We start from the raw sequence: 23,211 nt of genomic DNA on the forward strand, positions 1-23,211 counted from the left end.
CCATCAGCTCAGCGGCCTTACTTGCCTCGCAACGCCCCTCCAGAACAAGGTTCAGTATCTGTGCTCTCTTCGCTTCTCGCTCGGTCAAATGTAGTCCTCTCATGGACTGACATATTCACTGAGCAGTCACCTACTGACAATATCACTGAGCAAAGACATTCACCGACGATACCGTTGAGACTGCGATTCTCGATGTGATACGCCAGGCCAAGCAGTTCATCGTGCTGGTTTCGCCATACAACAGGTTCTGGCAACACCTTAGAAACGAACTCACCCTGGCTCTTCAACGAAGAGTACCGATCACTGCGATTTACCGTGACGACGAACCCAGTGAAGACATGGAATGGCTGCTGGGGATGGGAGCAACCGTCATTTCTGTGGACAGGTTGCATGCGAAGCTCTTTCTTAACGAGTCTTATGTAATCCTCACCTCAATGAACCTCGTCGAAACGTCGTCCAAGAACTCCCGGGAAATCGCCATACGAGTTGACGGCGGTCCTAACAGTGTCGCCGTCAGGGACTACGTCCACAAGCAATTGATTCCGCTCGGCCGTAGGGTGGAGTTGCAACCTCTACGAAGCAAAGTCGCTGACGCCAGAACACAGCCTGACCGTTCTCGACCCAATGCGAAGGGCATATCCGCACCGGCAAGGTCGGGCAGCACTGGCCTCGGCGGGCGATGCATTCGATGCAAAGGCTCTATTCCCTTCGACCCGGCAAAGCCATATTGCTCGGAGTGCTATGGGTTTTGGAGCCAGACGCAAGATCGAGCGTTCATAGAGCTTTGCTGTCATAGGTGCGGGCAGAACGCCACTACCTCGTTCGCAAGGCCCCAGTGCGAAGAGTGCTATAGCGCCAACAGGTAGGAGTCGGTCTATAGGGTCAATGAGCGACGTGACTTGTAGACATTGGGCGGTTTGCACACCATCGCCTAGTCACACGTAGCTTGCCAGGAGGGAGAAATGGTGCTCGATTACGAGGTTACTACGGATGACTTCGTCAAATTCAGTCTGTACCACTATAAAAACTCTCCAACCTATCAGCGCCAAATTCTAATGGGACGACTCCTAAATGCGTTTGTTTTCGTCGCTGTCGTTATGGGGATTGGGCTTGCTATCTCCCCACTCCTAGATTTGGGATGGGGAATTGCTTTGGTCGCTTGGGGCGTCCCGGCGGTCCTGGGCGCGATAGCCGCGTTTCTGGTTTTCCCTCGTCTCTCTGACCAAAAACTGCGAAAACTCCTACCTAAACTTATGGATGAAGGTAAGAACGATGGTGTAACGGGAAAACAGTGTATCAATGTAACCCCGGAAGCGATTATTAACCGGCCCTCCATCGGAGACCATAGGGTACCTTGGATGTCGGTGGAGAGGCTGGTGCAGACCTCTGATCACGTATTAATTTATGTCGGTTCGATGAGTGCCGCGATAATCCGTCTGAATTTCTTTGCTACGGATGAGGATCTCCTTGCCTTCATAGAGACGATTAAGCGATATTACGGGGCTGCTACCGGAAAGTCTCTGCCGACCGTGGTGGCCTGAATGTGACAACTCGCAACTGCGCCGGACTAGTCCGTTTTGCCTAGACACGCCACACATTTGCGTCATATGCATCGCATCGCTATGCCCTAGACTGACCGGACAACGAGTTGCGTGGTGCAGCCCAATTAACAATCAGGGTGAGCCGTTGCAGGAAGAACGGACGGAACACGAAGAGCGGGACCGGACTGCCTCCCCCGATACGGAAGGGGACCAGGTGGTCGCGACAGCGCGGAAGGAGACGGACGAAAGGAAGGCCGGGGATGCGGACGCGCGACGGCAGGGGGCGCAAGGGGGGGACCGGGGCGATTCGCTGGTGCGCATAATCGAGCGGGCGCGATTCCCAAGCAAGCGCGCAGGCCTGATAAGGCTGCCGTTCAGAGTCAAGAGCAAAGGGTAGGAGACTTGTTACCAGGGGCGTCTCGGGGACGCCCCATTATTTTTGTACGCCTGCCGCCTTACACGAGCACAGAGACTTCGTGCAGCTCAGTCAGGTCCTTCGCGCCTGCGATGTCCACGCGGACCTTAAGGCCCCACTTCATCTCGGCGCGGCCTGCATGGGGAGGCTCGTGGGGGTCTATGGGGACGCGAACGCTAAACACATACGTCTTCCCGCGCTCAAGGCTTTTGTCCCATATGAAAGCCACGCTGTTGTTCAGGGTCGATGTGACGTGCTCGTCCACCTGCATCCGGGTCTTGGGGAACGCTCCCGTCTCCGCCACGTAGCCCTCGCCGTACATGCCCGGTACGTGCTGCATCACGTGGTCGGTCGAGGTTACCCCGTAGCGCTCCACCCATCTCTCCTCAACCACCAGTTCCAGCCGGGCCTCGCGGACATGGCAGTCTATCTTCGCGTAGACCTTGCACTTCACGTCTATGTGCTCTCCCAGGCTATAGGCCCGGCTATCGAAACTCACCTCGATATCTACCGGCTTCAGCAGGCTGACTCCCATGGCGACGCTCCTTTGCCCCTGATTTGAGCTTTGCTACGCGGGACCTGTAGTTCCCTAATCGTAGCCCGCCGGGCGTCAACAAAAGATAAACAGGAGCGCCCCTGCCGTGAAGATCGGCGTGAAGACGGCAGTTAGCAGTCGGCAGTTGGCAGTCGGCCAATCCAACAGCCGTAGTGGCCGCGATGCATCTGGGCTCCTCCATATCCTACGCTCACTGCCGACTGCCGACTGCCGTCTGTTGGTCTGGCCGACTGCCGACTGCTGACTGCCTACTGCCGTCTTATTGGCTCCTTCCACGGGTATATCCCGTCCTTATACACACCCGGACCCAGCTTGAAGTGCTTGGCCTGCTCCAGCGTCTCAACGAACGGCATGTTGGGATCGAACCAGCGGTCCGGCGTCCTGGGCCGAGGCCCCGCCTTGGAGACGCTGCCGAACGCCGGCCGGCCGATCACCTCCTCCAGCATCCACACCACGTCGATGAGCCTGTCCATGTCTACGCCGGTCGGGATGCCCATGCCCTCCAGCATGTGCACGAAGTCCTCGGTCGCCATCATCCCGGTGGCCCGGCCGGTCCCGCAGTACGGGCACCCGCCGATGCCCCCGATGGTGCCGTCGAGTATGAGGGTACAGGGTACGGGGTTCGGGGCACGGGACGAGGGGTGCTGGGTGCTGGGTGCTGGGTGATGGGGAACAGCCGAAGTCTGCTCCGATTTGTTCCTCTCCCTCAGGGAGAGGCCTACGGGGCCTTGACCGTAGGGTGAGGGTGTCGGCTGTTCGGATGTCCCACCGTCCCTCGTACCCTGTACCCCGTACCCCGGCACGCCCTGCTTGCCGAGCGCCCGCATCGCCGCGTAGGCGGAGACCAGCGCCATGCCGCGCGCGTCGTGCAGGTGTAAGTAGAACCGCGTGATGTGCGGCCACCGCCCCCGGATGGCGTATATCTGCTCCTCCACGCGGTGCGGCGTTGTCCACGCCATCGGGTCGTACGCCGAGAACTGCGTCACCGGTATGCCCGCCTCGTCCCACAACGCGTGCGCCCGCTCAAGCATGTCCATGCGCTGAGGCAGGGTGAACTCGCCGGTGAAGTTGGAGCCCCACGCGGCGGCGACGGCGATCGCCGCCTCCTTCACGCCGCGCTCCTTCGCCTTCGCGACGGTCTTCGGCCAGCTCTCCAGCTCCAGCGCCTGCGAGCGGTTGAAGTTGCGCCGCACGAACACGTCGCACAAATGCACGTTCAGCGTGGGCCGGTCGTCCTCTATCGTCAGCGGCGGCACGAACCTGCGCGCCCGCTCGTACGACATTTCGTTCACCAGCAGAGCGGTGTACTTGACGCCCGGCTTCGGAGTGAAGCGCTCCAGCACCTCCTCTATCTTCGCCATCTGCGGGGTGTACTTCGGGCTCACGAACGAGCCCGCGACTATATGCTTCAGCCCCGTCTCCCCCAGGGCGTTGAGCAGCCGCACCTTGTCGTCCACGGATATAGCCGCGCTCTCTATCTGCATCCCCTCCCGCATCCCCTCCTCCCGGTACTCGATCAGGGGCCACGCGAACTCCATACTCACACCTCCGCGACAGGATCAACGGGCACCCGCCCGGGGAATAGGGTATGGTCCCAACGGCCCAAAGGCAAGCGGCCCACCGGCAGTCCGGGTATGGTGTTGGCACGATGCTGCAAATGAGTAACACCACGTACGTATTTCAAGCGCAGGTACGATAAACTTCTGTCAAGCAGCCGGTGTCCGGGGTCCGGAATGGGCCGGGGCCGCGCATTTCGAATGATGAACAAGAGGACCAATGAGTATAGGACCCGAGATGCCGGGGCAAGCCATGGCAGGTGGCGAAACGGGGGCCGCTGCCCCACTGCGCGTACTGGTGGTGGACGACGAGGACACAGTCCGCACAGTGGTGGCGCGCATGCTCCAGGTGGACAACCACCAGGTGGATGCCTGCGGCTCCGGTCGCGAGGCTATCTCCATCTTCATGAGCGGCAAGTTCGATCTGGTAGTCACAGACCGCGCGATGCCCGGCATGATCGGCGACGAGCTTGCCGTGCGCCTCAGTGCGCTCGACCCTGACGTGCCTATCCTGATGCTGACCGGCTACGGCGAGTTGATGGCCGACCGGGAGCCCCCCCCCGCGGGCGTGACGATGGTGCTCTCCAAGCCGGTCGGCATCGAGCGCCTGCGACAGGCCGTTGCGGCGGTGGCCGGCAAGCGCGGGGACGCGAAGGCGTGAAGCATTACGTACGTGTAACCGCGTAGGTAGATTGGCGTTGACCACGGTAGTATAGTAATCGACAGATGACCACTCCAGCGTCCCAGATAAGGCTTCCGAACCTCGGCGTCCACACCACATACCCCATCGAATGGGTCCTGGTGGGCGGCCGCTTTGCCGGCGCGGCCGGGCTGGTCGCTGCCAGCACGATCGGCTTCCAGGGGGCGCTGGACGGACGGGTGCTGTTGACGCTTGCCGCCATTGCGGCGCTCTACAACTCGGCGGTCATCGATCTCCTTATCCGTCGCAGGCTCATGCCCGCCTTTGCCGTCGGCGTCGCGCTGGACAACGCGATGTGCCTGGCAGCGGCCTACATGGCAGGGGCGCAGGGGAGCGAGCAAGACCTCTACCTCGGCCTCTTCCTCCTCCTCAGCATGATGGGCATTCGTTTGGGATTCCGATTGGGACTGGTGCTGACCGCGCTCTGGCTCGCCGCCATGGCCTATTTCACACTGGCTTACTACCCGCAGGGCAGCTATGTTGTGGAGCAGCTCCCGCTCAGGCTCGTGTTCCTGGGCGCGGCATCCGTCGTCACAATCAGGATCTCGTCATGGCTGCGGCAAGATATAGAAAGGGCTGAGGAGGTCATCAAGCGCTACCGCCCGCTCTACGAGGACCTGAGCGACGCAATTATCGTTACGGACAGTCGCGGCTACTTCGTTGATATCAACCGGTCGGCCAGGCGGTTGCTTGATATTCCAGGGGCCTTCGAGGGCAGGCGTTTTGAGCAGCACGTCGCAAACAACGACCTCCCGGATTTTCACCACGCTTTCGAGCGCGTTCTTGCCGACACCCCAATGCTGACCGATGTTGACCTCCTGACGGCAACGGGCAAGACATTGCCGGTAGAGGTCACCGGCAGCCTGGTCCGCTCCGGCGGATCGGCATTGTGCTGCTTCGTGGCCAGAGACATTTCGGCGCGCAAGAAGAAGCTGGACGAAGAGACGCTCCACGAAAGAATGCGCGCGCTGGGACAGATATCAAGCGGGCTCGCCCACGACCTTAACAACGCGCTGACGCCGATCCTGGGCTTCAGCGAGATGCTGCTCTCTAGCCCGCGCACCCTTGACGACAAGCAGCAGGCGATGCGCGATATCGGGATGATACGCAAGGCGGCGGAGGAGGCGATGAGCGTTGTCCGCCGCGTGCGCGACTTCTACCGGCCGCGCGCGGCGTCCGAAGAGTTGAAAGACGTCGACCTCGCGGACGTGGTCAACGAGACCGTTGCGCTCACGCAGCCCAAGTGGAAGGACGAGGCCCTGGCTAGGAACGTCACCATCACCGTCAGGACGGCCTTGGGCGATGCGCCGAAGGTCAACGGCGACAAGTATGCCCTGGTGAACGCGCTGGCCAACCTGGTCATCAACTCGGTGGAGGAGATGCCGGAGGGCGGCGTAATTACGATCTCGCTACAGGGCGTCTCGGGCAAGGCAGTGCTCTCGGTTGCGGACACGGGCGTGGGCATGACGGACGAGGTGAGGGAGCGGGCAATGGAGCCGTTCATGACCACCAAGTTCGGCCACGGCACCGGGCTGGGGCTGGCAATGGTGTACGGCGCGGTCCTCCGCCACGGCGGGCAAGTATCGATAGCGAGCCGCGTCGGGCAGGGGACGACCGTGACGATAGAGATCCCCGCCGCGCCCGGGACGTCGCACGCCGTCGAGCACGGCCAGGCCGCGAAGGGCAGGGCGCTCCGCGTGCTGATCGTCGATGACGAGGCCGTGGTGCGATCGGTTCTGTGCCGCATGCTGGAGATGGACGGGCACAAGGTGGAGGCGGCGGAAAGCGGCGCTGAGGCCCTGGACCTTCTGGAGAAGGGCAAGTTCGATCTTATGATTACGGACCGCGCCATGCCCAGGATGAATGGGGACTCCCTGGCGATTAAGGTAAAGGAATTGAGGCCCGCGATGCCCGTTTTAATGCTCACCGGGTTCGGGGAGATCATGCAGGGCGACGGGGAGCGGCCGGCTGCGATAGACATGGTGCTGGCCAAGCCGATCACGGTGGAGACGCTCCGGGCCGCCCTTGCGAAGGTGGTATGATGGCAGTCAGCAGTAGACAGAGGCAGCAGTGGGCAGTTAGCAGTGGGCAGTGAGCAAACAGCCAACAATCGGCTGTCGGCTGTTAGTCTGGCCGACTGCTCACTGTTCACTGCCCACTGCTAACTGCTTACTGCTGTCCCCCAGGTGACATACGTGCAAGTCAAGGTAAGGTTGTTCGCGAGCTATAGAGAGAAGGCTGGCAGGCCGGAGGTAGAGCTGGACCTGCCGGACGGCGCAACGGCGGGTGACGCCGCGCGGGAGGTGGTGCGCCGGTACCCGCGCGTCACGGGCGACCCATCGAAGCTGGTGATAGCCGTGAACCACGAATATGCAACCCACGCCGCGCCGCTCCGCCACGGCGACGAAGTAGCCCTCATCCCGCCGGTGAGCGGGGGTTCGGGGGAGACCTCGCCTTCGTCTCCCCCCACGGGGGAGACCACAGAGGGGGTCTTCGTCCTCATTACTGACGCGCCCCTTGACCCGGAGGCGCTCACCGAGCGTGTGCGGCGCGATTCCGCCGGCGCGGTGGTCACCTTCCTGGGCACAACGCGGGACAACTCCATAGGCCGCAAGGTGCTCCACCTCGAGTACGAGGCCTACCGGCCGATGGCGGACAACAAGCTGGCGGAGATCATCGCCGAGATGCGCGCCCGGTGGCCGCTGGAGGTTGTGGCCATCGCCCACCGGCTCGGCAGGCTGGAGATTTCCGAGATCAGCCTCGTCGTCGCCGTCTCCTCCCCGCACCGCAAGGACGCCTTCGCCGCGTGCATGTACAGCGTGGACCGCATCAAGCAGACCGTCCCCATCTGGAAGAAAGAGTTCTTCGTCGGCGGCGAGGTCTGGATCGAAAGCCCCGAAGACGTAGCGATGCGCGAGTCGCAGGCGAATAAGCCAAAGGAAGAGTCATCACGAAAGAGTTGACCACGGAAAGGCACCCTTGCCCGGTTCACCGTGTTGATTGATGTCCGGGAGTTTGGCCGCATCGCAGAGCCCTGAAATGCCCCGGTCATTAAGGCCAGCGTGCCTCAGCAAAGCCAATGCAATGTCCACTGCACGCCCGTGGGGTTGGGCCGGATTTGGGGAGCCCTGAAAGGGCGGGCTATCTCAGCCCAGGGTGGAGTGCCGGAGGCTCTGCGAAGGCACGCAGCCCTGGGTTCCGGATCGAACAGATTCAGAGCCCTGAAAGGGCGACCTACTCTCAGGCCAACCTCAGGACTGCCAAGTCAATGCCTCAATCCCTTTCCCGAATCCTTGTTCACCTGGTGTTCAGCACCAAAGACCGGGCGCCGTTATTGAGACAACCACTTCGGGATGAACTCTTCGTTTACCTCGGAGGAGTTCTGAGAGAGCACGGCTGCCAGCCAATCAAGATCGGCGGCGTCGAAGACCACGTTCACGTATTCTTTGGGCTTTCCAGGACCATGTCGTTATCGGAAGCCGTCGGGCTCGTGAAGACGAGCTCTTCCAGGTGGGTCAAATCGAAAGGGGCAGCGTATTCGGATTTCGCGTGGCAGGCCGGGTATGGAGCGTTCTCCGTCAGCCAATCGTCGGCCGATGCCGTCGCCTCGTATGTCGCAGCGCAGGAGGAGCACCACAGGGCACGAGATTTTCGGGATGAGTTCCGGGGCCTTCTGGTGCGCCATAACGTTGAGTTCGATGAAAGGTATTTGTGGGAGTAACCCTGTGAGAACGGGTGTCGCGTTGGGGAGGACAGAGAGTAGGTCGCCCTTTCAGGGCTCTTTATCTTTTCGGTCCGATGACCCAGGGCTGCGTGCCTTCGCAAAGCCTTCGGCACTCCGCCCTGGGCTGAGATAGCCCGCGCCTTCAGCGCTCCCCAAGTCAACCCCGCCCCGTGGGCGTTCAATGTTACCTTGTGAACAGGGTCTTGTCGACAATCTTCTGCCCGGCTTCACCAGCCAAGTAGCAGTGCGCACTCCTACGGTTCTTGTCTTGGGACTTCTGGACCGTTTTCAATTACGAGTGGATTCGAAAGTCTCGGTGACACGAAACGGTCCCACGCAAGCACCGACCGCACTGTCCAGCCAGAGTCACGACTGCGGCGAATCTGTGCGACGTTTCTGGAGTATTGTCACGGTTTTGTGCATAATGCGACCGCTCGACTTTGCGTCTAGGAATTGGTGAACGTTCACGGAGGCCAAAATGGATCCAGCGACCCTATCGGCATCGTTGTCTCTCGTCACTGCTGCCACGGGCCTTATCTATAAGGGAGTATCTGAGCTTCTCGACCAGAGCAAACGCAAACGTGTTGAGAACGAGACCCAACAGACCGCCACGACTATTGAGCAACTCAAGTCCCGCATCGCCGATCTGGAGGCGAACGAGGCCAAGCAGGCGGAGTACCTCGGGCAGATGGCGGCGCAGTTAGATGCGCTGGCTAAAGCCAGCCGCGCGCTGGCGGGCAGGGTGGCGCTCCTTACAGCTGTCTCCATCGTCGCCACGCTCGTCGCACTCGCCGCCGTGGTCGTTGCGATGGTCCGGTGATTGTGCCCAATTTCACAAGCGAAGGTACCATATGTCCGCGGCTCGGCTTGAACGGCCCGTCAGAGTCGTATTTGGCCCGAATCTGCTTGTGAAACGGATCGCAAAGTCCGCAGTCGCAAATTACGCTTATATGTGAAAATTTTAGCGAAGTGTTATGGCATCCTGCCTCTGCACATACCCCACTGACGGAAAGGCGTCAGGGAATGGAAGTAATGCTACGAAATACCGCAGACGCTAAACCAATAGTGTCGAAATTCACAAGCATTTGCATTGCGCGCATGGTATCTGTTTGGTATAGTTAGTTACGAGCCGGAGGGATCGCATAGAGGTCTAGTGCGGGCGCCTGCTAAGCGCTTACAGTGGTTTTTAGCCGCTGTCACGGGTTCGAATCCCGTTCCCTCCGCCAGTTACCCTCTTTAACGGGGTCTTAGAGCCCCACCAGGTGTCGGACCAGGGTTAGATGCGAAATTACCACGTCTGGACGATCGGCTGCCAGATGAATAAGGCCGATTCTGAGCGCCTTGAGAGTGCCCTTGGACAGTTGGGCCTCGCCCCCACGGAATCCCCGCAAGAAGCTGACGTTATCGTCCTCAACAGTTGCGTCGTCAGGCAGAGCGCCGAAGACAAGGTAGTCGGCATGCTGGGATTCGTGAAGCCGCTCAAGAACGAAGATAACAAGAAGGTCATCGCCCTCATGGGCTGCATGGTCGGACCCAAGACCGCCGCGCTGGAGCAGAAGTTCCCGTATGTGGATGTCTTCATGCGCCCGCAGCAGTACAGGCCGCTCATCGACCTGCTTGGCGACCGCATGGGCATCGACCCGGAAGGGTGCCTGAGCACCCTCACGGCCGCGCCGAACGTCACCGCGTTCGTGCCAATCATTCACGGCTGCGATAAGTTCTGCACCTTCTGCATCATCCCTTACCGCAGGGGCAGGGAGGTCAGCCGCACCATCGAGGACATCGTCCACGAGACCGAGCTTCTGGCCGCACGTGGCGTCAAGGAAGTTACATTGCTGGGCCAGAACGTCGATTCCTACGGCCACGACCTGGCGGGCGACGTGGACCTGGGCGACCTCCTCAAGGCCGTGCACAGGGTGGACGGGATCGAGCGGATCAGGTTCCTCACTTCGCACCCCAACGACATGAGCGACCACATCATCGAGACCGTCGCCGATATGGAGAAGGTGTGCGAGCACATCAACCTCCCGTTCCAGGCCGGCGATGACGAGGTGCTACAGCGGATGCGCAGGGGTTACACGATCGACGACTACCGGCGGCTGGTGGACAAGATCAGGATCCGTATCCCCAATGTGTCACTGAGCACGGACCTGATAGTGGGCTTCTGCGGGGAGACGGACGCGCAGTTCGAGAACACTCTCAAGCTGCTGCGGGAGGTGCGTTTCGACAAGGTCCACTCCGCGGCGTACTCCACGCGGGAGGGCACAATCGCGGCCCGCACGCTGGAGGACGACGTTCCGCTGGAGGTAAAGCAGGCGCGTCTCAAGGCCGTGGAGGACCTCCAGGCGCAGGTGCAGACCGAGATTAATCGCAAGTTCGACGGCAGGACCGTCGAGGTCCTGGTCGAGGGCGTCAAGCGGGGAACGCCGGAAGGGCGCAACCGCAACGACAAGCTGGTGTACGTGGACGGCGCCGATGAGATGATCGGCAAGGTAGTGAGCGTCAAGATCGAAAAGACCGGCCCCTGGTCTTTGAGGGGCCGATTGGGTTCCATCGCCTGACGGTGAAGCCCGTGCAGGTCCCGGGCTAACGGGACCAGGAGGTTCCAAATGGTCATGCAGTCCGAGTTCACAAAGCGGCCGATGATACCGGTGACTGAGCTTGAGCAGTCCGCCTTCTGCCAGACAGAAGACGAGGAGCTCAAGTCCAAGACACTGGAAGAAGAGTTCAAGGCCGGCGTACGCTGGCAGAAGATCCCCATTTCATACCTCAAGGCAAAGCCGGAGGAGCTGGACGCCCGCATCGCGGCGGCCAAGGCGAAGCTGGGGACGCAGCTCGTCATCCTGGGCCACCACTACCAGCGCAACGAGATCATCAAGCACGCCGACTACCGCGGCGACTCCTTCAAACTGTCGCAGTTCGCCGCCTCGCAGCAGCAGGCGGAGTTCATCGTCTTCTGCGGCGTGCACTTCATGGCCGAGACCGCGGACATCCTCAGCGGGCCTCACCAGAAGGTCATCCTGCCCAACCTCACAGCGGGCTGCTCCATGGCGGACATGGCCCACCAGGACGACGTTGCGGACGCGTGGGACGACCTGACCGAGGTGCTCGGGGACGACGGCGGCATCACGCCGATCACCTACATGAACTCCACGGCGGCGATCAAGGCGCTCTGCGGCCGCAACGGCGGCATCGTCTGCACCTCCTCCAACGCCCCCAGGGCGATGAAGTGGGCTTTCGAGCAGCACAAGCGCGTGCTGTTCCTCCCGGACCAGCACCTGGGCCGCAACACGGCCGTCAAGCTGGGCGTGAAGCCGGAGGAGATGCTCATCTGGAACCCGTTCAAGCCGAAGGGCGGCCACACGGCGGAGGCGCTGCGCGCGGCGAAGGTCATCCTGTGGCAGGGGCACTGCTCCGTCCACACCCGCTTCACCGTACCCCAGATCGAAGAGGCGCGGAAGAAGCACCCGGGCGTGAACATACTCGTCCACCCGGAGTGCACGCGGGAGGTCGTGGACGCCGCGGACTTCAACGGCTCCACGGAGTTCATCATCAAGAAGATAGAGGAATCCCCCGCAGGCAGCGTGTGGGCTGTGGGCACGGAGATCAGCCTGGTCAACCGCATCGCGCAGGAGCACCCGGACAAGACAGTGTTCTGCCTGGACTCGGTGGTCTGCCCTTGCTCCACGATGTACCGCATCCACCCGGCCTACCTGTGCTGGGTGCTTGAGGGCCTCCTGGAGGGCCAGGTGGTCAACCGCATCTCGGTGGACGAGAAGACCGCCGCCGAGGCCCGCGTGGCCCTCGACCGCATGCTGGCCATGCCATAAGAAGAGCGGCGACGAAATTGTAATTCCCAGGAGCCCGCCCCCAAAAGGCGGGCTCTTGCGCAGTGTGCAAATGTTTTTCGTAGCCCGCCCCGATGCATCGGGGCCTGTCTTGCTCGCCAGGATTGCCTGTCGAAGACCCGTGCCCCGATGGAATCGGGGCGGGCTACAGGAGAAAGGCTCCCCCATGCTCCCCATCACCCCCGAGCTTGAAGCGTTCATAGACCGCGCGCTGGCTGAAGACCTCAGCAGCGGCGACCCCACGACAGACAGCCTCATTCCGCAGGACATCCTGGGCAGGGCGAACATCATCCCAAAGGCCGAGGGCGTGCTCGCGGGCGTGGATGTGGCCGTGGCGATCTTCCGGCGGCTGGACCCGCGCCTGGACGCGAACGCGCTGATGTCGGACGGCGCAGCCCTGCGGCCGTGGGTGCGGGAGACCGGCGCGGAAGGTGACGTGGTCGCGGAGGTGCAGGGGCCTGTTGCGTCGATCCTCAAGGCGGAGCGCACCGCGTTGAACATCCTCCAGCACATGAGCGGCGTCGCCACGCAGGTGAGCCGGTACGTGAAGGCCGTGGAGGGCTACAATGTCCGCATCCTTGACACCCGCAAGACCCTGCCCGGCCTTCGCGCGCTGGAAAAGTACGCCGTCACGATGGGCGGAGGCCGCAATCACCGCCGCAACATGGGCGACGGTGTGCTTATCAAGGACAACCACATCGCCATCCTGAAGCAGGCCGGAATGACACTGGCGGAGATCGTGCAGAGGGCGAAGGACAGGGCGCCGCATTCGCTCCGCATCGAGGTGGAGGTTGAGGACCTGGACATGGTCTACGAGGCCGTTGATGCCGGCGCGGAGATATTGCTTCTGGATAACATGCCGCCCGAGGAGATGGCCAAGGCAGTGCGAATAGTGGCGGGCAGGGCGATCACGGAGGCCTCCGGCGGCATCACGCTGGACAACGTGCGGGAAGTCGCCGCAACCGGCGTGGACATGATCTCCATCGGCGCGCTCACGCATTCGGTAAAGGCGCTCGACCTCAGCCTGGACCTGGTGTAGGGGATTTGTCGAGCACCTGCAAACCAAACGTCTCTATATGGAACTTGATGGCAGACTTGACGTCCGCCAGAGCCTCCTCATAGGAGTCGCCTTCGCCAACGACTACCCCATTGAGGCCGAGCGGGTATGCAACGTACCCCTCCGGGTGCTTCTCTACGACGACCTTGAACTGCCTCATTGATGCTCCATTTTGTTGGATAAGCATATTCTACACGGCGTAGCCGGGCCGTTCCCGCCGGTATTCCAGCCCTAGTTCGATGCGATGCAGCTTGGGGAGCCGGGCGAGCCGAGGCCGCCGGAGGGGATGCAGGCGCGTTTGAGCAGGCTCGCCTTGCCGCTGGCGATTGACGCCTTTACCTTCTCTGCCACCGCGGCCGGCACCCATTGCGTCCAGACGCCCTCGTTCCCTTTGAGGAATATCAGCGCTGCCACGACGGGCGATATTCCCGTCCGGCCCTCCGAAATCTGGCCTGAAACCGATGCAATTGCATCCTTATCCGCAACTATTTTCGAGAAGAATTCCACGAGCTCCGGCGCCTTGCCCTGTAGCTGCGAGGAAATGCCGATCCTCTGGTCTGACGATGGGCCATAGGCCGAGCCCCCGTCCGCTAGCTTCCAGCCCTGAGTCTCCGCCTTCGGGGCGAGCATGACCAGGTCGACCTCGCCCTTGTCCGCCGCAGCCCTGTACCCCGTCTCCTTCACGTCTATGAGGTCAACCTTGTAATCGAAGCCCCACACCATTATGTAACCGGCGATGTTGTTGAGGAGACGGACTGCGTTGTCGCGCCAGTCCGCGACCCTCACGGTGCCCAGGCCGGGGTCGGGCGTCACGGCCACGCGGTCCACGCCGCCGACGTTTCCCGTTGTGGCCACGGGCGTCGCGTTCGCGGCCGCCGCCTCGTCAAGGCGGGCGCGCTCACCCACCTTAAAGGGGTCTGTCTCGGGCGCGCAGGCTGCCAAAAGCAGAACAAGGACCAGCGGAAGCAGGACGATTGACAAGTGGATACGGAGGTAAAAGCGCATCTTGTTCCCCCTGGTGGGTGAAACCGTCTACAAAAAGACACCGTGATGACGGGGGTAATTTACCACGGCGCCGCCTTGGGGATGCAAGGGGCCTTCTACCCCCTGCGGGGGCGCTCTTTGTCTGCGGAGTCGAGCATGATCGTGACGGGGCCGTCGTTGCAGAGGGTGACCATCATGTGGGCCTGGAAGCGGCCGGTGGCGACCTTCTTCACGCCGGCCTGGCGGAAGAGGTCAACGGCGCGCAGGTACAGCGCGTCCGCCTGGTCAGGCGGGGCGGCGTCCAGGAAGCTGGGGCGGCGGCCCTTGCGGGTGTCGGCGTAGAGGGTGAACTGGCTTACAACAAGAAGCTCGGCCCCGGAGTCCAGGGCCGAGCGGTTCATTTTGCGTTCTTCGTCGGCGAAGACGCGCAGGTTGACGGTCTTTTCGACGATGTACTTCGCCTCTTCCTCCGTATCGTCCTTCGACACTCCCATCAGGACCACGAAGCCGGGTCCGATGCTGCCGAGCGTCTCGCCGTCCACGGTCACGAACGCGCTGGTGACTCGCTGGAGGAGGGCGCGCATGCTAGTAGGCCACTGCCTCTTTCTTGGTTTCGGACTTCGTCTCTGTCTTGGCCTCGGCCTTTGCCTCTGCCTTGGACTCCGCCTTTGTCTCGGCCTTGACCTCGGCCTTCTTCTCGTCCGCGCCCTTGTCGGACTCGGTCTTGGACGTCGCCACGTTCTTCTTGCCGTAGTCGTTCACGTAGAAGCCGCTGCCCTTGAAGACCACCGGCACGGCGCGGATGACGCGGCGGCTGGTCCCCTCGCACTTGGGGCAGGCCGTCACAGGCTCGGCAGAGAAGCTCTGGCGGAGCTCAAATTCGTTGCTGCACTTCTCGCAGGAATATTCGTAGATCGGCACTAAAACACCCTCCCTGGTCAACCGCATTAGCAGTCGGAATGGCTGTCTGCTAACCCTTTGCTAATTTAGCATGCACGCCAGTACGTGTCAAACCCTTCCCATTGCCGCGCCTAGTCCATGCTTCCATGCCCGCGACAACTCGTCCACGCCGGCCAGCGCTTCGCCGTTTAGCGTGAGCGAACCGCCGCCAACCTTGCCCAGGGAGACGAACGGGACGCCCTCCTGGCGGCATATCGAATCCAGCGCCTTGACCTTCGCCGCGGGCACGGAGACGACGATGCGCGACTGCTTTTCGCCGAAGAGTCCGGCGTCCGGTCGCCCGGAGACCTTGAACTCCAGGCTCGCCCCAACGTTGCCGGCGATACAGCTCTCCGCGATGGCCACCGCCAGACCGCCGTCCGAGCAATCGTGCGCCGAGGAAACGACGCCCTCGCGCACAGCCCGCCGGACCGCCTTCTGGACCGCTATCTCCAGGTTGATATCCAGCTCGGGCCTGCCGGCCACCTGCCCGTGTACCAGCTCGAGGTACTCGCTCCCCGCGAAGTTCTTCGGGTCGCCGTTCACCGACGCCTCGCCGAGTAGGACGATCGCGTCGCCCTCTTGCTTGAAGGCGATGGTCGCGTGCTTCGTAACGTCGTCCAGCAGGCCCAGCGCGCCGAGCATAGGGGTAGGGTAGATGGGAGCTCCGTGCGACTCGTTGTACAGGCTCACGTTGCCGCTAACGACGGGCGCGCCGATGGCCTTCGCGGCGTCGGCAATTCCCTTTATGCACATCTCCATCTGGTAGTAGATCTCCGGCTTCTGAGGGTTGCCGAAGTTCAGTCCGTCCGTCAGCGCAATGGGCTCGCCGCCGGCGCAGGAGACGTTCCTGCAGGACTCCGCGACGGTGATCATGCCGCCGACGTACGGGTCCAGGTAGCACAGGCGGCCGTTGCCGTCCACGGAGAGGGCGATGCCCTTGCTGGACGTGCCCTTCACGCGCAGCACAGCGGCGTCCGACCCGGGCGCGACGACGGTGTTGGTCTGCACCTGGTGGTCGTACTGCCGGAACACCGGCTCCTTGCTGGCGATGTTCGGGGATGCCAGCAGCTTCAGGAGCACCTCGCCCATCGACTGAGCCGGCTGAGGCGTCTTGCTCAGGTCGGCGGCCTGCGCCTTCTTCTGCCACTCCGGCACGACGCCGGTGAGGCGGTACTTGGGAGCATCGATGAGCAGGTCCACCGGCAGCTCGCCAACGAGCTTGTCTCCGTCGAAGAAGCGGGCGGTGTTGCCCTCGGTGGCTTTGCCGATAACGACGGCGTGCAGGTCCCACTTGGAGAGGAGCTGCTTCGCGGCGTCCTCGTGTCCCGCCTTGACGACGATAAGCATGCGCTCCTGCGACTCCGACAGCATCACCTCGTACGGCGTCATGCCGGACTCGCGGCGGGGGACGCGGGAGACATCGATGTCCATTCCGGTGCCGCCCTTGTGGGCCGTCTCGACGGACGAGCTAGACAGGCCGGCCGCGCCCAGGTCCTGCAGGCCGGCGATGTGCTCTGTGCCCACGATCTCCATGCACGCCTCGATGAGCACCTTCTCAAGGAAGGGGTTGCCCACCTGTACCGTCGGGCGGAGCTCGCGCTCCTCTTCGAAGGTGCGGGATGCCAGGCCGGACGCGCCGTGGATGCCGTCGCGGCCAGTATCCGCGCCGACGAGCATGAGGAGCGTCCCGGGCTGGTCGGTCGTGGCGCGGACGAGCTTGTCCTTCTGCACCAGGCCGACGCACATGGCATTCACGAGCGGGTTGCCGGCGTACGCGGGGGAAAAGTAGATCTCGCCGCCGACATCCGGGACGCCGATGCAGTTGCCGTACCCGGATATGCCGGCAACCACGCCGTCGAACAGGTAGCGGTTGCGCTTGTCTGTGAGCGGGCCGAACCGGAGCGAGTTCAGGAGGGCGATGGGCCGTGCGCCCATCGCGAAGATGTCGCGCACGATGCCGCCCACGCCGGTAGCCGCGCCCTCGTAGGGCTCTATAGCAGACGGGTGGTTGTGCGACTCTATCTTCATCACGATCGCCAGGCCGTCGCCGATATCAACCGCGCCGGCGTTCTCCTTGCCCTGCTCGACCAGCAGGCGCGGGCTCTTCTGGCCGGCGAACATCTTCAGCAGGAGCTTGGAGTGCTTGTAGCCGCAGTGCTCGCTCCAGAGCGAGCCGAAGAGGCCGAGCTCCAGCATATTCGGCTCGCGCCCGAGCCGCTCGACGATGAGCTCGTACTCCGTCTCGGAGATTGCGAGCTCGTCCAGTGTCTTCTTGGATACAGGCATGGTAGGGACTCCGGTCTGTCTTCTTTTCTCGTAGCCTGCACGATTTATCGTGCCCGGCTGCTGACACCCAGGGGAACAGCACAGGCGCGATGAATCGCGCGGGCTACACAAATCGTGGCTGCCCGCACTCGGCGGCGCAGCCACGGTCTTCAATGGCACGGTGGTCCGTTTCTACTACTACCCCGCCGGGACGGCGGCGCGGCTCTTGCCGGAGACGTGGTTGATGATAGACTGGAATATCACCTTGCCGTCTTCTCCGCCCAGTAGCGCCTCGCAGCAACGCTCGGGGTGCGGCATCATCCCCAGCACGTTCCCGGCGGCGTTGGTGATGCCCGCGATGTTGTTGAGCGAGCCGTTGGGGTTCGCTTCGGGCGTTATCCGCCCGTCCGGCGTGCTGTAGCGGAAAATCACGCGCCCGCTCGCCTCCAGCTCGGCGAGGGTCTTCTCATCGGCGTAGTAGTTGCCCTCGCCGTGGGAGATCGGGACACGCAGGACCTGCCCCTTAATGGCGGCGTTCGTGAACGGCGTGTCCGTGTTCTCAACGCGGAGGTCAACCCAGTCGCACCTGAACTGCAGGTTCACGTTGCGGGTGAGCACGCCAGGCAGCAGCCGCGCCTCGCAGAGTATCTGGAAGCCGTTGCAGATGCCGATGACCAGCCTGCCGGACGCCGCGAACTTCTCAACCGCGCCCATCACAGGCGCAAAGCGCGCGATTGCGCCGGTGCGCAGGTAGTCACCATAGGAGAACCCGCCGGGGAGTATGACACAATCGAACCGGGAAAGGTCCGTCTCCTTGTGCCACACATACTCGGCCTCCTGGCCCAGCACACCCTTGACCGCGTGGTGGCAGTCGGTGTCGCTCCAGGTGCCGGGGAAAACTATGATGCCGAATCTCATTGGCCCTCAACCTCTTCATCGCGCTCCCAGCCCCGTTCCGGAGTGGGAGAATATCGCCTGCCTATTGCCTCTTGAGGATAGACTGGACGACCTCGTTGATCATCTTGCCGTCGGCCTTGCCCTTGAGCTGCGGCGCCAGCTTGCCCATCACCTTACCGATGTCCTGCGGTCCCTTCGCGCCCACCTCGGCCACTGTCTTCTCGGCGATCACGCGGACCTCCGCCTCGGTCATCTGCTTTGGCAGGTACTCCATGATGACCTTGAGCTGGGCCTCTTCCTTATCGACGAGGTCCTGGCGGTTGCCCTGCTTGAACATCTCAATGCTCTCGCGGCGCTTCTGAGCCTGCTTGCTGAGCATCTCGGCAATCGCGGCGTCGTCGGACGGCTTCTGCCGCTCGATCTCCTGGTACTTGATCTCCGACCTCAGGTGGCGGATGACCAGGAGCCTGTCGGCGTCCTTGCTCCGCATCGCCTGCTTCATGTCTTCGTCAAGCCTCTCCCTGAGCGACATAACTACCTTCCGTAACCGAAAATTCGAATTTCGAAACCACATTGGGAGTATAGAATTACCGGTATAGGGTGTCAAGGAAGCCCAGATATGGGAGAATATGGCGCTGGAGGGTGCAAATGGGCCGATTCAACTTTGTCGCTCGGGTCCTGCTCGCCGCCATCCTGGCGGCCGGCGCGGTTGTCGCCATGGCGTGCGAGGTTGAGCCGGGACTGCTGGAGCAGGGGCAGACCGCAGCCTCAGACGGGAGACTCGGAGACGCCTCCACTGCCTTCAGCGGCGCTATTAACGAGGACCCGAACAACCCGGACCCTTACCTGGCGCGCGGCGACGTTTACATGCAGCGCGGAGAGCCGGACCGGGCCGTCGTCGACTACGGCCAGTACATCCGCCTGAGCCGCTCGGACGCTACCGGATACCTGAAGCGCGGGCAGGCATACCTTGAGCTGAGGGAGTACGACAAGGCGCTGCTGGACTTGAACGAGGCGCTGAAGCTGGACGCCTCGTTGGCCGCGGCGTATGTGGGCAGGGCAAAGGCGTACCTGGCCGTCGACCGGCCGGAGCAGGCGCTCTCCGACCTTGACCGCGCAACCACATTGACGAACAGGAGCGCGGAAGTATACGCTCTCCGCGCAAAGGCCCACCTGGCGCTCGGCGCAGTGCAGCAGGCGCTCAGGGATGCGAACGAATCGGTCACAATGGATGGCTCGCTCGCCTTGGCTTTCGCCGCCCGCGCGGCCGTGTACGCCGCCTCCGGCAACGACGCGCGCATGCGTGAGGACTACGCAAAGGCGCTTGATCTGGGCTACCCGCGTTCGGACCTGGACGCCGAAATCCGGGCCGCGCAGAACCAGGACTGAGGAGGGATCCGGCCCGCCATGCTATACCAGATAATGGTCGTCATCCACATACTCGCCTCAGTCATACTCGTGGGCGGGGGCTTCCTGCTGGGAACGGTCGCGGTGCCCACCATCCGCAAGGAAGTTACGCCTCCGCCCGCCGGGTTCAAGCTGATAGGTCAGATCGGCCGCAGGTTCCGCCCAATCTCGTGGACGATGATCGGAATCCTAGTAGTCACGGGGCTCTATCTCATGATGGACCACTGGAGCGTGTCCTTCAGCGACCTCTTAACCGGGGACGGGCATTTTGTGCGCTACCTGCAGGCCAAAGTGGGCTTCGTCGGTCTCGCGATCGCCCTCGCCGCCACTCACGACTTCATTCTCGGCCCCAGAGTTGCCGAGCGAATGCAGAAAGCTCTCGCCGCCGGCGGCCCCATCCCGCAGGAAGTGATCGGCCTCCGGATGCGCATGCTCATGCTGGCCCGCCTGAACGGGGTGGTTGGCATCATTATTATCGTCATCGCAGGTCTGATGATCAGACCGTAGGCGGCCATCTCCGATTGCTGAATCCACCCCGTTGGGCGCCGAAAGTTCGGCGCCCATTTTCTTTTGCCGGCATTCACTGGATATTCACGGCGCATCGAGACATCTTCACGCCGATTTGACACGGAAAACGCACGATATTCACTACTCGGAGTGCGATTGGGGCCGGGCAGGCAGTGACAGACCGGCCGAACGGCGTTATACTCTCCGAGATGTCTGTTTGGAGTAGGAGACGTAATGGCCGCCGGGGAGATGACCGCTTTCGAGAGTCCCATAGACGTGATGCTTGCGATTCACAAGGCGCTGTCCGCTGAGGCCGCGAGAGTGCAGGGGATGGTGGAGTCGCTGCAGCCGGGCGAGTCTCTTCAGCCCCTGCGCCTGGCGTTTAACGGGTGGGCATCCCAGCTTATGTACCACGCCGAAGTGGAAGACCGCCTTATGACCGGGCCGATCGACTCGCCCGCGGCGCGCACGAACGAGGCGGAGCACCAGGTGCTCGGCCGCCTCGAGGCCGAAATTAAGGCGTACTGGGACAGCCGGAACGCGATGGGACTTGAGACACAGCTTCGCGAGGCGATCCGAGCGCTGCACGAGGAGCAGCACCTCAAGCTGATGGAGAAGCTGGAGGACGTTCTGGGCGCGCTGAACGACGAGGTTGGCAAGACACGCCTGGTCGCCCGGACAAAGCGCTACATCTATGGCAAGGTAGTTGAGCTGCGAATCACACAGGATGACCACTTTGAGAGCGAAGAGGCGTTCGTGCTGCCGTATGTGCGCGAGCGCATGGGCTTCGGCCAGCAGGCGCTTATCGCCCGCAGCCTGCTGGTGGACGAAGGCTCGGACACGCCGGACTGGGTGATGGGCTTTGTTACCGAGAGGATCACGGAAAGTGAGTGCGCCGCCCTCAAGGCATACGTCGCATCCCTCCCGCAGGCGGTAAAGGCGTAGCGGCGCTACCCCTCCAGCTTTGCCATGGCGCGGCGGATGTCGCGGAGGACGCGGTCCTTGCCGAGCACCTCCATGGTCTGGAAGAGGGGAGGGGCCACCTGGAGGCCTGTGGTGGCCACGCGTAGCGTCCCCAGGAGCTGGCCCGCCTTGATGCCGAGCTGGTCCGCGAGCGGCCGCAGCGCGCCCTCAAGCGTCGCCGCGTCGAATGCGCCCAGCGGCGCCAGCGCCGCCAGAGAGCGCTCCAGCGCCTGCTTCGTCGTCGCATCGTCCGTCTTTTTCTGGATGAGCTCGTCCTTGCCGTAAGGCGCCGGGTCTGCCATGAAGAACGGTATCATCCCCGCTGCCTCTTTCAGCGTCTTCAGCCGTTCCTGTATCAGAGGCACTATCTTCAGCAGGAGATCCCGCTGCGGCACGCGAGGAAGCTCCTCCGGCGGGTACGCCGACCAGAAGTCCAGCAGCGCGTCCGCCAGCCCCTCTGCCGGAAGCCCCCTGATGTACACGCCGTTCATCCAGTTGAGCTTCTCGATGTTGAAGATCGCCGCCGACTTGGTTACCCGCTCCAGCGAGAACTGCCTGATCAGCTCCTGGGGCGAGAGGATCTCCGTCTTGTCGTCCAGCGACCATCCCAGCAGCGTGAGGAAGTTGAGCAGCGCCTGCGGCAGGTAGCCCAGCGCCCTGTACTCCATGACGGACGTTGCCCCGTGACGCTTGCTGAGCTTGGAGCGGTCCGGCGCAAGGATGATCGGCAGGTGGGCGAACCGTGGCGGCTCCCACCCTAGCGCAGCGTAGAGCTGCAGGTGACGCGGCGTGCTGGGCAGCCACTCCTCCGCCCGCAACACATGCGTGATCTTCATGTGGCGGTCGTCCACCACGTTCGCCAGGTGGTATGTGGGGAAGCCGTCCGACTTCAGCATTACAAAGTCGTCCACCAGCCTGTTCTCGAACGACACCTCGCCGCGAATAAGGTCGTTCACGGTTGAGACGCCCTCCATCGGCATTGCGAAGCGGACCACCTGAGGCCCACCCTTCGCCGACTCGGCCTCGCGGTCGGCGGCGCTCAGTGAGCGGCAGCGGCGGTCGTACATCGGCGGCTGCTTCCGCTCCATCTGGTCCTTGCGCACCTGCTCCAGCCGCTCCGGGGAGCACGTGCAGCGGTACGCTTTGCGCTTGGCCACCAACCTGTCCGCAACCTCGCGGTACATCGGAAGCCGCTCGGACTGCACGTACGGCCCGTAGGCGCCGCCTACGTCAGGCCCCTCGTCCCAGTCCAGCCCCAGCCACTTCATCGCCCCATAGATCGCCTCCACGGTGCCCTCAACCTTGCGGGCCTGGTCGGTGTCCTCGATGCGTATGATAAACGCGCCACCGGCCCCGCGGGCCATGAGCCAGTCGAAAATGGCGGTGCGAATGTTGCCCACGTGCGGCTCGCCGGTGGGGCTCGGAGCGAATCTGACGCGTACGTGATCAGCCATGGGTGAATGGACCTCCGAAGGCATTCTAACACGCCCCATAGCTACGCTCTACCCGCGCGACGTTGGCCGTTGCTGCGTACGGGAGGCCTTCCGGACAGTCTGAGCGCTTGGTGGCTGGCCCCCCGTAGAGCCCCATCACCTGGAAACTGCCGCCCAGAAAAGCCCGGATTCTGTCAATGCTCAGTGACTTTGTCAGTCTTACTGCTCAGTGATTTTGTCAGTACGACTGGTTTTGGTTGAATCAGTCTCGATCTCCAAGGGTGATCTTGAGCCGGCTTTCGATCCTTGGGCGTGGAGAGGGGCGTGCTGGAGACGGACCCGTCTCCAGCACGCCCCTCTCCACGCTTGCCCGCCTGAGCTTTTCTTCGCCTTGCTCGCAGGACTGCGGGTCTTAG

At 62.5% G+C, this 23,211-nt stretch carries 23 protein-coding genes and 1 tRNA gene; 14 read left to right on the forward strand and 10 right to left on the reverse strand.

All coding sequences use genetic code 11. The annotated features are described in order from the left end of the window. The first annotated feature begins 962 nt into the window (after window positions 1–962). A complete protein-coding gene (locus FJ319_10470) occupies window positions 963–1,541 on the forward strand; it encodes a YcxB family protein (protein MBM3934707.1) in 579 nt (192 codons plus the stop codon). 145 nt (window positions 1,542–1,686) lie between these two features. Further along, window positions 1,687–1,938, forward strand: coding sequence for a hypothetical protein (locus FJ319_10475; GenBank protein MBM3934708.1), 252 nt, complete (start codon window positions 1,687–1,689; stop codon window positions 1,936–1,938). A 58-nt stretch (window positions 1,939–1,996) separates the two neighbouring features. Here FJ319_10475 and FJ319_10480 read toward each other — a convergent pair whose 3' ends face one another. Continuing rightward, window positions 1,997–2,491: a hypothetical protein gene (locus FJ319_10480; GenBank protein ID MBM3934709.1), complete on the reverse strand. Its 495-nt coding sequence runs from the start codon at window positions 2,489–2,491 to the stop codon at window positions 1,997–1,999. Window positions 2,492–2,760: 269 nt separating this feature from the next. Then, window positions 2,761–4,050 carry a citramalate synthase gene (locus FJ319_10485; protein MBM3934710.1) on the reverse strand — a complete coding sequence of 430 codons (1,290 nt, stop codon included), beginning with the start codon at window positions 4,048–4,050 and terminating at the stop codon, window positions 2,761–2,763. Window positions 4,051–4,288: 238 nt separating this feature from the next. On the opposite strand from FJ319_10485, the gene FJ319_10490 reads away from it, so the two are divergent. The 9 genes from FJ319_10490 (at window position 4,289) to nadC (ending at window position 13,379) form a co-directional block, all read left to right on the forward strand. Then, window positions 4,289–4,729, forward strand: coding sequence for a response regulator (locus tag FJ319_10490; protein ID MBM3934711.1), 441 nt, complete (start codon window positions 4,289–4,291; stop codon window positions 4,727–4,729). A gap of 65 nt (window positions 4,730–4,794) precedes the next feature. Then, complete coding sequence (locus FJ319_10495; GenBank protein MBM3934712.1) at window positions 4,795–6,810, forward strand: response regulator; 2,016 nt, start codon at window positions 4,795–4,797, stop codon at window positions 6,808–6,810. A gap of 153 nt (window positions 6,811–6,963) precedes the next feature. Next, window positions 6,964–7,731, forward strand: a complete 768-nt coding sequence (moaD, locus tag FJ319_10500; protein MBM3934713.1) for a molybdopterin converting factor subunit 1 — start codon at window positions 6,964–6,966, stop codon at window positions 7,729–7,731. Window positions 7,732–8,036: 305 nt separating this feature from the next. Then, window positions 8,037–8,489: an IS200/IS605 family transposase gene (gene tnpA, locus FJ319_10505; GenBank protein ID MBM3934714.1), complete on the forward strand. Its 453-nt coding sequence runs from the start codon at window positions 8,037–8,039 to the stop codon at window positions 8,487–8,489. A gap of 481 nt (window positions 8,490–8,970) precedes the next feature. Further along, on the forward strand, window positions 8,971–9,312 hold the full coding sequence (locus FJ319_10510) for a hypothetical protein (protein ID MBM3934715.1): 342 nt from the start codon (window positions 8,971–8,973) through the stop codon (window positions 9,310–9,312). Between the two features lie 311 nt (window positions 9,313–9,623). Next, window positions 9,624–9,718, forward strand: a tRNA-Ser gene (locus tag FJ319_10515). Window positions 9,719–9,772: 54 nt separating this feature from the next. Beyond that, window positions 9,773–11,053, forward strand: a complete 1,281-nt coding sequence (gene miaB / locus FJ319_10520) for a tRNA (N6-isopentenyl adenosine(37)-C2)-methylthiotransferase MiaB (GenBank protein ID MBM3934716.1) — start codon at window positions 9,773–9,775, stop codon at window positions 11,051–11,053. A gap of 48 nt (window positions 11,054–11,101) precedes the next feature. Beyond that, window positions 11,102–12,322, forward strand: coding sequence for a quinolinate synthase NadA (gene nadA / locus FJ319_10525; protein MBM3934717.1), 1,221 nt, complete (start codon window positions 11,102–11,104; stop codon window positions 12,320–12,322). 184 nt (window positions 12,323–12,506) lie between these two features. Then, window positions 12,507–13,379: a carboxylating nicotinate-nucleotide diphosphorylase gene (nadC, locus tag FJ319_10530; GenBank protein MBM3934718.1), complete on the forward strand. Its 873-nt coding sequence runs from the start codon at window positions 12,507–12,509 to the stop codon at window positions 13,377–13,379. Here the strand turns inward: nadC and FJ319_10535 are convergent. From FJ319_10535 to FJ319_10565, 7 genes are all read right to left on the reverse strand, one after another. Further along, window positions 13,360–13,557, reverse strand: coding sequence for a type II toxin-antitoxin system HicB family antitoxin (locus FJ319_10535; protein ID MBM3934719.1), 198 nt, complete (start codon window positions 13,555–13,557; stop codon window positions 13,360–13,362). The two genes, nadC and FJ319_10535, sit on opposite strands and share 20 nt — an antisense overlap. A 71-nt stretch (window positions 13,558–13,628) precedes the next feature. Further along, on the reverse strand, window positions 13,629–14,402 hold the full coding sequence (locus FJ319_10540; protein ID MBM3934720.1) for a hypothetical protein: 774 nt from the start codon (window positions 14,400–14,402) through the stop codon (window positions 13,629–13,631). Window positions 14,403–14,497: 95 nt separating this feature from the next. Next, complete coding sequence (locus tag FJ319_10545; GenBank protein MBM3934721.1) at window positions 14,498–14,965, reverse strand: D-tyrosyl-tRNA(Tyr) deacylase; 468 nt, start codon at window positions 14,963–14,965, stop codon at window positions 14,498–14,500. 1 nt (window position 14,966) lies between these two features. After that, window positions 14,967–15,302, reverse strand: coding sequence for a zinc ribbon domain-containing protein (locus FJ319_10550; GenBank protein ID MBM3934722.1), 336 nt, complete (start codon window positions 15,300–15,302; stop codon window positions 14,967–14,969). 87 nt (window positions 15,303–15,389) lie between these two features. Further along, on the reverse strand, window positions 15,390–17,609 hold the full coding sequence (gene purL, locus FJ319_10555) for a phosphoribosylformylglycinamidine synthase subunit PurL (GenBank protein ID MBM3934723.1): 2,220 nt from the start codon (window positions 17,607–17,609) through the stop codon (window positions 15,390–15,392). A gap of 177 nt (window positions 17,610–17,786) precedes the next feature. Continuing rightward, on the reverse strand, window positions 17,787–18,506 hold the full coding sequence (purQ, locus tag FJ319_10560) for a phosphoribosylformylglycinamidine synthase subunit PurQ (GenBank protein ID MBM3934724.1): 720 nt from the start codon (window positions 18,504–18,506) through the stop codon (window positions 17,787–17,789). A gap of 61 nt (window positions 18,507–18,567) precedes the next feature. Beyond that, complete coding sequence (locus FJ319_10565) at window positions 18,568–19,017, reverse strand: GatB/YqeY domain-containing protein (protein MBM3934725.1); 450 nt, start codon at window positions 19,015–19,017, stop codon at window positions 18,568–18,570. A gap of 116 nt (window positions 19,018–19,133) precedes the next feature. On the opposite strand from FJ319_10565, the gene FJ319_10570 reads away from it, so the two are divergent. The 3 genes from FJ319_10570 to FJ319_10580 all read left to right on the forward strand — a co-directional run bounded on the left by FJ319_10570 (window position 19,134) and on the right by FJ319_10580 (window position 21,344). Continuing rightward, entirely contained in the window at window positions 19,134–19,874 is a 741-nt protein-coding gene (locus tag FJ319_10570) for a tetratricopeptide repeat protein (protein MBM3934726.1), read from the forward strand. A gap of 18 nt (window positions 19,875–19,892) precedes the next feature. Next, a complete protein-coding gene (locus FJ319_10575; protein ID MBM3934727.1) occupies window positions 19,893–20,399 on the forward strand; it encodes a hypothetical protein in 507 nt (168 codons plus the stop codon). 234 nt (window positions 20,400–20,633) lie between these two features. After that, window positions 20,634–21,344 carry a hypothetical protein gene (locus FJ319_10580; protein ID MBM3934728.1) on the forward strand — a complete coding sequence of 237 codons (711 nt, stop codon included), beginning with the start codon at window positions 20,634–20,636 and terminating at the stop codon, window positions 21,342–21,344. Window positions 21,345–21,349: 5 nt separating this feature from the next. Here the strand turns inward: FJ319_10580 and FJ319_10585 are convergent, their stop codons facing one another. After that, the gene (locus FJ319_10585) at window positions 21,350–22,816 is read right to left on the reverse strand and encodes a glutamate--tRNA ligase (protein ID MBM3934729.1); all 1,467 of its coding nucleotides are present in this window, start codon (window positions 22,814–22,816) and stop codon (window positions 21,350–21,352) included. Window positions 22,817–23,211 lie beyond the last annotated feature (395 nt).

This window comes from SAR202 cluster bacterium, from assembly GCA_016872355.1.
In the GTDB taxonomy this organism is placed as follows: domain Bacteria; phylum Chloroflexota; class Dehalococcoidia; order Lucifugimonadales; family VGZY01; genus VGZY01.